The 8,236-nt window shown below is 41.3% G+C and carries 9 protein-coding genes; 4 read left to right on the top strand and 5 right to left on the bottom strand.

Going from position 1 to position 8,236, the window contains the following annotated elements:
• Window positions 1-280: 280 nt before the first annotated feature.
• On the bottom strand, window positions 281-751 hold the full coding sequence (locus tag PX482_RS08205) for a DUF29 domain-containing protein (RefSeq protein ID WP_002776837.1): 471 nt from the start codon (window positions 749-751) through the stop codon (window positions 281-283).
• Between the two features lie 178 nt (window positions 752-929).
• Here PX482_RS08205 and PX482_RS08200 point away from each other — a divergent pair, with 178 nt between their 5' ends.
• The 3 genes from PX482_RS08200 (at window position 930) to recN (ending at window position 4,775) form a co-directional block, all read left to right on the top strand.
• The gene (locus PX482_RS08200) at window positions 930-1,988 is read left to right on the top strand and encodes a DUF2157 domain-containing protein (protein WP_288094247.1); all 1,059 of its coding nucleotides are present in this window, start codon (window positions 930-932) and stop codon (window positions 1,986-1,988) included.
• A gap of 103 nt (window positions 1,989-2,091) precedes the next feature.
• Window positions 2,092-2,772, top strand: coding sequence for a two-component system response regulator RppA (rppA, locus tag PX482_RS08195; protein ID WP_043999551.1), 681 nt, complete (start codon window positions 2,092-2,094; stop codon window positions 2,770-2,772).
• 248 nt (window positions 2,773-3,020) lie between these two features.
• Window positions 3,021-4,775 (top strand): DNA repair protein RecN, encoded by a 1,755-nt coding sequence (recN, locus tag PX482_RS08190; RefSeq protein ID WP_002763867.1) that lies wholly within the window; start codon window positions 3,021-3,023, stop codon window positions 4,773-4,775.
• Here recN and PX482_RS08185 read toward each other — a convergent pair.
• Both PX482_RS08185 and PX482_RS08180 read right to left on the bottom strand, forming a co-directional pair.
• Window positions 4,752-5,393: a Uma2 family endonuclease gene (locus PX482_RS08185; protein ID WP_002763869.1), complete on the bottom strand. Its 642-nt coding sequence runs from the start codon at window positions 5,391-5,393 to the stop codon at window positions 4,752-4,754. The genes recN and PX482_RS08185 overlap by 24 nt on opposite strands.
• Window positions 5,394-5,417: 24 nt before the next feature.
• Window positions 5,418-6,059: a Uma2 family endonuclease gene (locus PX482_RS08180; protein ID WP_002763870.1), complete on the bottom strand. Its 642-nt coding sequence runs from the start codon at window positions 6,057-6,059 to the stop codon at window positions 5,418-5,420.
• Window positions 6,060-6,180: 121 nt separating this feature from the next.
• On the opposite strand from PX482_RS08180, the gene PX482_RS08175 reads away from it, so the two are divergent.
• Window positions 6,181-7,338, top strand: coding sequence for an NAD(P)/FAD-dependent oxidoreductase (locus PX482_RS08175; RefSeq protein ID WP_002763872.1), 1,158 nt, complete (start codon window positions 6,181-6,183; stop codon window positions 7,336-7,338).
• On the opposite strand, the gene PX482_RS08170 is transcribed toward PX482_RS08175, so the two are convergent.
• Window positions 7,276-7,419, bottom strand: a complete 144-nt coding sequence (locus tag PX482_RS08170; RefSeq protein ID WP_288023531.1) for a hypothetical protein — start codon at window positions 7,417-7,419, stop codon at window positions 7,276-7,278. The two genes, PX482_RS08175 and PX482_RS08170, sit on opposite strands and share 63 nt — an antisense overlap.
• A gap of 190 nt (window positions 7,420-7,609) precedes the next feature.
• Window positions 7,610-7,885 (bottom strand): hypothetical protein, encoded by a 276-nt coding sequence (locus PX482_RS08165; protein ID WP_002732855.1) that lies wholly within the window; start codon window positions 7,883-7,885, stop codon window positions 7,610-7,612.
• Window positions 7,886-8,236 lie beyond the last annotated feature (351 nt).

The raw sequence follows: 8,236 nt of genomic DNA, 5'->3' as shown, positions 1-8,236 counted from the left end.
GGCGGCTCCCCAGAACAGTCTCAGCCTGGAAGTTGGTCACTAGCTAGACACTACCTAACAGCCACAGGCGATAGGCTGAGAGGCCAGAGATGCTGTCGTGGCTTTCATCTTACCTCTCAGCGGTTTTTGAGATGTTGCCTTGTAAGCTCTATTTAAAGTCAGTCGAATCGCTTAGTATCGGGAGACAGATGTGACTTGTATAGCTTCCCAGTTTTTGAGATTTGAAGACTTTTTAGAAGCATTTTGAAAGCGTCTTAGCCGATGGATTAAATATGAATTATCAGCCATAGAAATCTTCGTCAAGAATCTGTTCTAAGGAAAAAGGGCAGTCTAAGGGATATGCTTCCTCTGGAGGAATCGCAATTCCAAAGTCAGCCAATTTACTTTCCTTGATGGCAATTTTGCGACCTTTAGGATAGGTTTTATCGATGGCGATTGCTACATGAGATTTCAAAGAAGGGGTGTTTTCTAGTAAGGCGATAACTCGTTCCCTGTGTTCGACAATGGAGCTATACCAGCTAGATTTCATGCTTTCAGGGGCGGAGGATTGTACTTTTAATTTCAGTAAATGAGCCAGCAAAATCATTAAATTTCCTTCCAAGGCATTTTTATCTGATTTACCCAATTCTTTTAACTCCTCAACCAAATGAGATACATCTAATGCCTGAAAATCTCCTTGTTCTAACTGACCTATTGTTGTTATCAGCCATAATTGAAAATCTTGTTCATAGAGTTCTGATTTAGTTATCATGATGTCTTCGATAATAGTTAATATAGATTGAATTATACTCTATTTTGCAGATTTCGGATGTTGCAATCGGTAAATGTTAAGTTTTACTACAGGATTTAACATCTGCGCCTATGCCCTATTCCCTTATCCTTAGGATAGGCGGTTAAAATACATCTTAGCTTAAGGACTAGAGAATATTATGAGACTAGAAAGAGAAGATTTTGATTGGGCGGTACAACAAAACCTAATTACTGCCAGCCAAGCTGAAAATTTATGGACGGCTTTTTTATCCCGTTATCCCCAAGAAGATGAAGTTAATCGCCCTCGCTTTAATTTTGCTAATGTGGCCTATTATTTTGGGGCATTAATTGTTATCTCTGCCCTGGGGTGGTTTATGAACGAAGCTTGGGAGAGTTTCGGTGGTGCAGGACTATTTTTTATCGCCCTGTTTTATGCAATTTGTTTTATTTTTGCGGGGAAAAATCTCTATTTTCAGCAAAATCTCAAAATCCCCGGCGGCCTTTTATTTACCATGGCAGTGGCAATGACTCCCTTAGCAATCTACGGTTTACAACGCTGGACAGGATACTGGCAAGCCGGAAATATGGCCATTTATCCAGATTTCTATACCTGGACTAAAGGCGGTTGGTTTTTAATGGAATTAGGCACGATTATCGCAGGATTAATAACTTTAAGATTTGTTAAATTTCCTTTTTTAACTGCACCGATCGCCTTTAGTCTGTGGTATATGTCAATGGACTTAACCCCTTTGCTATTTGGAGAGAACGAATATATATGGAGAATGCGACTGTGGGTATCCTTTTGGTTTGGAATTGCCTGTTTAATAACTGCCTATTTAATTGATGTACGTCAGCGTCGCAGTCGGGGAGATTTTGCTTTTTGGCTATACCTATTCGGATTAATTATGTTTTGGTTTAGTCTATCTCTCCTCATCGATGATAATGAAGCGCAACGATTTTTGTACTGTCTAATTAACTTGGGATTGATGTTATTATCCGTCCTGCTAAAAAGAAGATTATTTGTGGTTTTCGGAGGTATCGGAGTATTTGCCTATCTTTCCTATCTCTCCTATCGTATCTTTGCCGATTCAATTTTCTTTCCCTTTGCCCTAACCGTCCTAGGACTTGGTATTATCTATATGGGAGTTTTGTATCAGCGTCATTACCAAACCATGGCTAGATTTCTTGAAAGTTATATCCCTCTCGAATGGCGCAATTTATTCCCCAAAGATCGATAATTAGGAGAAATGGGGACATGGGGATATGGGGAAATGGGGAGATTCAACTAAAAAACCCCAAAACCCCAAAACCCCAAAACCCAACACCATCTTTTTTACTTTTATGAAAATACTTATCGTTGATGATGAAAAAGAATTAACCGAACCCTTAGAACAAATTCTTGCTCAAGAAGGCTATGAAGTTGATATTGCTGATCATGGTCGGACGGGGTTAGAATTGGCACAAGAGAATAATTATGACCTCTTAATTCTCGATTGGATGTTACCCCAGCAATCCGGATTACAAATCTGTCAATATTTACGCAATCAAGGGGACACCACTCCCGTTTTGTTTCTAACCGCTAAGGATACCATAGACGATCGAGTGGCGGGATTAGATGCCGGCGCTGATGATTATTTAGTCAAACCCTTTCAACTGCGAGAATTATTAGCGAGAGTCCGCGCTTTATTGCGTCGTTCTCCCAATTTTGAAGCTAGTAATAGCAGTAAACTAAAATGTGCTGATTTAGAACTCGATAGCGAAAATCAAGTGGCTTATCGTCACGGTCGCACGATCAGTTTATCAGCAAAAGAAGTACAATTGTTGACTTTATTTATGACCCATCCAGGTCAACTTCTCACCCATGAACAAATTTATCAGCATCTCTGGTCAGAAGGGGAGCAACCTAATAGTAATGTGGTTCCTGCCCTGATGCGCTTACTGCGTCGTAAAATCGAAGCGGCCGGAGAAACACCTCTAATTAATACTGTCTATGGGAAGGGCTACCGTTTCGGGGAAAATTAGGGGATGCTGAAAGATAATGAGAATAAGTAACTGGTTATAATTAAATTAAAAATGGATTTTAGGTTCGATCCCCCCTGCCCCCCTTAATAAGGGGGGTGCCGATCCCCCCTTAGTCCCCCCTTAATAAGGGGGGTGCCGATCCCCCCTTAGTCCCTCCTTAATCCCCCCTTAATCCCCCCTTAATAAGGGGGGTGTCTGATAATTTTTAACGCCTACCTACTTAGCAACTGATTACTGATTACTGATATATGTTATCCTGCCTACAAATTCAAAATTTTACCCTCATCGATCGCTTAGAATTAACTTTCGGGAACGGATTAAATGTACTGACCGGTGAGACGGGGGCAGGAAAATCAATTATATTAGATGCGATCGATATTGTTCTCGGTGGTAAAGTCAATCATCGCGTCATCCGTCAGGGAAGCCAACAATCAACCCTAGAAGCGACTTTTTCTCTGACTCCAGAATTAATTGCTTGGCTAGAAAGTCAGGAAATTGACCCATTAGAAGATAATAGTCTGACCATCAGCCGGGAATTAGTGATTACTAATAATTCCTTGCGTTCTCGTTCTCGGATTAACGGAGTCGTCGCTAATCGCCAACAAATGGCGCAAATAAGAGATTTTTTGGTAGAAATCACCGCCCAAGGTCAAACAGTTCAGTTAATGGACGCTAATCGACAGAGGGAATTATTAGATCTCTACGGGGGTGAATCGCTGCTGCGGCAGCGGGAAAAGGTAGCCACAGCCTACCTTAACTGGCAAGAAAGCAAGAATATTTTAAATAATAGGTTGCAATCGGAACAAAATCGCCTACAGAGATTAGATTTATTAGAATATCAACTAAAAGAACTAGAATCAGCTAATTTAACTGACGCTGACGAGTTGGAACAGTTGGAACAGGAAAGAAACCGACTCTCCCACGCTGTCGATTTGCAAAATTCCAGCTATCAAGTCTATCAACTCCTCTACCAAAACGATCGCGATCAACCGGCCGTCGCCGATTTGTTAGGAAAAGCTGAAAATATCTTGACAAATATGATGGTTTATGATACAAGTTTAGAGCCAATTTTAGAGATGGTGCGATCGGCATTAAATCAGGTGGTGGAAGCGGGACAGGAAATCAACGTTTATGGGGATAGTCTAGAGGCAGATCCCGAGAGATTGAACGAGATAGAAGAGAGAATTGTCCAACTTAAGCGCATTTGTCGCAAGTATGGCCCAAGTTTAGCCGAAGCGCTCGATTATTATCAGAAATTACAGCAGGAATTAGCGGAGTTGACGGGAGAAGGACAATCCATTGAAGAATTAGAAAAAATTTGTCAGCAACAGGAAAACATCTATCGAGAAACTAGCACCCAGTTGACCTTTTTGCGACAACAAACCGCTAGTCAACTAGAAAAACAATTGGTACAGGAATTAAAACCTTTAGCCATGGAAAAGGTGATTTTTGTCTGTCGGATTGACCCGGGTAATCCTAGCAGTCTGGGAGTCGATCAAGTGGTATTTTATTTTAGTCCCAATCCAGGGGAAAAAATCCAACCTTTATCCAGTACCGCTTCCGGAGGAGAAATGAGTCGTTTTCTCCTAGCGTTAAAGTCCTGTTTTTCCCAATCCCAATCGGCAGCAGCAACCCTAATTTTTGATGAAATTGATGCGGGAGTATCGGGAAAAGTTGCCCAGGCAATTGCCGATAAATTAGATCAATTAGGTCAACAATATCAAGTTTTGTGCGTTACCCATCAACCTTTAGTGGCTGCTTTAGCTGATCACCATTTTCGCGTTTATAAACAAATGATTGCCGAAGATAATCCCACTAATCTCTCGGAAATTCGCACAGTTGTCCGGGTTACTTCTCTTGATAATCGTCAGACGAGAAGGGAAGAATTGGCACAATTAACGGGAGGAAATTCGGCAGCAGATGCCATCGCTTTTGCCGAGTCTTTATTGGAGAAAGCGGCTGCCAAAAAACAGCAGGATTTAACCTTGAAATTGACTGATTAACCAACGTCCTACCTGACTTTGATCTCTGGTGCGTGCCTGTTGTAAAGCTGACTCTAAAACCGCAAGTTTTAAATTAGGTAAAACCTTTGATATATCAATTCTTTTACTACCTCGATCGATTATTTCAAAAGCGAATATTTGGGGATACTCTACCTTAACACTCCAATATTCACTAACCCCTAATTCTTCATAGAGTAAGCGTTTATTACCTAAGTCATCATTAAGGGTAGATTTTGAGATTTCAATGACTAAATCTGGTGGGGGATACTGATTCAAATCAATAATCGAAGTACCGTAGGGAATCAGATTAGCTTTCTCTGCAAAATAATAAGATATATCCGGTTGAACTTCTCGATAACCAGACCTGCGAAAACTGCAATTATCTTTGGCATTAAAGGTCAGATTTTTTAGGGTAGCATAGAGACTAACAGCGAAGATCAAAATAGCATGATCGCTGGCATGATCGTTACCAATAGGAGTCATTTCTAATCGATAATAGCCATTGTAATAATAACTTTTTCCTTGATTTTCTGGGAAGTTTTTAATTGCTTCTAAGTATTCTTCCCAACTAGCTTTAATCCATAAATCTGTCGAGATAGTAGTTTCTAGCTGTTGCATAATATTAGCCTCGATTTTATGGGGTTAACCTTGAAATTGACTGATTAACCAACGTCCCACCTGACTTTGATCCTTGCTGCGTGCCTGTTGTAAAGCTGACTCTAAAACCGCAAGTTTTAAATTAGGTAAAACCTTTGATATATCAATTCTTTTACTACCTCGATCGATTATTTCAAAAGCGAATATTTGAGGGTCATCTACCTTAACACTCCAGTATTCACTAACCCCTAATTCTTCATAGAGTAAGCGTTTATTACCTAAGTCATCATTGAGGGTAGATTTTGAGATTTCAATGACTAAATCTGGTGGAGGATACTGATTTAAATCAATAATCGAAGTCCCATTTGGTATCAGATTCGCTTTTTCTCCTAGATAGCAAGATATATCTGGCTGCACTTCTCTAATTCCTCTTTTACGATAAGAACAAGTGGGGAGTCCTTGAAAAGGAATTTCTTTGAGGATAGCGTAGAGACTCACCCCCAAAAAGACAACGTGATGATCTCTAGCGTGTTCAAATCCAATAGGAGTCATTTCTAATCGATAATAGCCATTGTAATAATAACTTTTTCCTTGATTCTCTGGGAGGTGGTTAATTGCTGCTAAGTATTCTTCCCAACTAGCTTTAATCCATCGGTCAGTTATCCCCTTAGTTTCTAACTGTTGCATAGTTATCCAGTCCCGCTTTCAACTTTTCCTCTAATTATAGCAATTATTGCTTAAATCAGAACCAGGGAACTGAGCAAGTATAATGATAGAATAGATTAATTGAGAAAAAATTAGCCCAATTATGACCACAACTTATGATTACATAATTATCGGTGGTGGTATCACCGGTTCCGCCTTAAGTTATGAACTAGCTAACCTAGGCAGTCGAGTCCTCTTATTAGAAAAAGAAACCCATCCCCTCAACGCCACTTTCTACAGTTACGGGGGTTTAGCCTATTGGTCGGCCACCACAGAAATCCAGAGAAAATTATATCAAGAAGGTCGAGAAATTCAGCGCAATTTATCCCAGGAATTGGGCATAGATAATGAATACCGGGACATAGAGCTAATTCTCACCGTTAACCCCGAAGATGATCCGGTCACTGTGGCCGAAAAATTTGCTATCTTTGCTATTACCCCCGAAATTCTCGATCCGCAGGCAGCGATCGCTTTAGAACCTCTATTAAATCCCGCAGCTATCTCCGGAGTTTTACGACTGCCCCACGGTCACATTAACGCCGAAAAAACTAATCTTGCCTATCAACAAGCTTTCCTGCGTCTGGGAGGCAAGATTATTCGGGAAGCTGTCATCGAATTAATTGAAACTGCATCGAGAATTACCGGCGTAAAAACTCCTAAAAATAATTATTCTGCCGGGGAAACTATCGTCTGTGCCGGGGGATTAACTCGGTCTTTACTGCAAAAATCCGGTATTACTGCTCCCGTCTATTTTACCCATGCCCAGGTGATCAAAATTCCCCCCACTGAGATCAAATTAAACACCCTAGTTATGCCTGCAATTCCTGCCAGATTGGTATTAGAGCAAAAAATCACCCAACTAGAAAAGCAGGGCATTTGGCAGAGAGAAACCCCAGAAATAATTGCCAGTGTTTTAGAAACGGGGGCGGTACAATTCCGGGATCAAAGTCTTTATCTAGGGCAAATTAGCGCCATTATCACCGATCCAGGCGGGAGTTTAAACCCTCTGACGGGGGAAAAAGCAATACGCGCCGCCGTGGGGACATTGCTGCCCTCTTTAGCCTCTCTCCCCGGCAGCTGTCATCATTGCCTAGTGGCCTTTGCCCCCTCGGGACGGCCTCTGGTGGGAGCGATCGCCGATAAAGTGGGATTGCAGGTATTTTCTGGTTTTACCAGTACACTTGTATCGGCTCCGCCCCTAGCTCGACGTTTTGCGCGTCATCTGCTGGGGGAAAATGACGAGATAATTAGGGTTTGCTGAAAAAGTTTTTCGTGGGGACAGGGTGTGAGGTGTGGGGTGTGGGGTGTGGGGTGTGGGGTGTAGGTTTTTACCCATTTTCATCTGGTAAATTACCTAATTTTCAGGGAAAAAGTCCAGGGATTTTCCCCCCGATCCCTCCCAGATCTGGGACTTTTTGATTGACCAAAAGTCTAAAAGTCTTACCCAACAAGGTTTTTAGATTTATTTAGCAAACCCTAATTGCTAATTGACAAAAGTCAAGAGAGAAATTAACTGATGGTTGCCATTAATCCTAATCGACTTTTTCCAATTGCCAAAGAATTTGGTTTCCCTCGCGTCTGACCCGGGAGATTACCCAATTTCGCCACGGCCAATGGTCGCCGCGACTGGTAACGGCCCCTGGATTAATATCCATTAAATCGGCCACTTCGGCGCTGGTAATCAAATAACCGCGATTGGCCACTTCATCGGCAATGCGTAGGGTTTCGATCAGATGTCTTAGCTGGTCAACTCTTTCTCCCCGGGGTAATTGGATTTCATCGCCAGCGCTATTAGGTGGTTCATTCATGGTGATGGTCTGGTCAAAGTTGATTAACAATAAAAATTGTCGGTTAAGGCAAACAATCAAGCTTCCCCTATCGTTATTCTATCGATTTCATCAATAATAGTCCTGATCAAAACAGTCCTATCCCGTCACATCTTTACTAAAACCCCAAAAACCCCTTGACAAAAAACACAAAATATAGTAGGGAAATCAGGGAAAGTGGTTAGCGGTCACTAGACCTCTTGCAAAAGTCTTAAGTCGATCCTTGTACAGCAACATTTTTGAAGATTATCAACTACTAATAAATAATTAACTGAAAGTCCCTCCCATTATTGTTTCTATCGTTTGTTTTCGGATTTATGCAAGAGGTCTAAT

The sequence above is a fragment of the Microcystis sp. M53602_WE12 genome (genome assembly GCF_030065455.1).
Classification (GTDB): Bacteria; Cyanobacteriota; Cyanobacteriia; order Cyanobacteriales; family Microcystaceae; genus Microcystis; species Microcystis aeruginosa.
Note: the sequence above shows the minus strand (reverse complement) of the source record. Positions and strands in the feature narration are given on the sequence as shown.

Coding starts and splice junctions, on each gene's coding strand:
- PX482_RS08165 (WP_002732855.1), bottom strand. CDS start 7,885: ATGAATGAACCACCTAATAGCGCTGGCGATGAAATCCAATTACCCCGG.
- PX482_RS08175 (WP_002763872.1), top strand. CDS start 6,181: ATGACCACAACTTATGATTACATAATTATCGGTGGTGGTATCACCGGT.
- PX482_RS08185 (WP_002763869.1), bottom strand. CDS start 5,393: ATGCAACAGCTAGAAACTACTATCTCGACAGATTTATGGATTAAAGCT.
- PX482_RS08180 (WP_002763870.1), bottom strand. CDS start 6,059: ATGCAACAGTTAGAAACTAAGGGGATAACTGACCGATGGATTAAAGCT.
- rppA (WP_043999551.1), top strand. CDS start 2,092: ATGAAAATACTTATCGTTGATGATGAAAAAGAATTAACCGAACCCTTA.
- PX482_RS08200 (WP_288094247.1), top strand. CDS start 930: ATGAGACTAGAAAGAGAAGATTTTGATTGGGCGGTACAACAAAACCTA.
- recN (WP_002763867.1), top strand. CDS start 3,021: ATGTTATCCTGCCTACAAATTCAAAATTTTACCCTCATCGATCGCTTA.
- PX482_RS08205 (WP_002776837.1), bottom strand. CDS start 751: ATGATAACTAAATCAGAACTCTATGAACAAGATTTTCAATTATGGCTG.
- PX482_RS08170 (WP_288023531.1), bottom strand. CDS start 7,419: ATGAAAATGGGTAAAAACCTACACCCCACACCCCACACCCCACACCCC.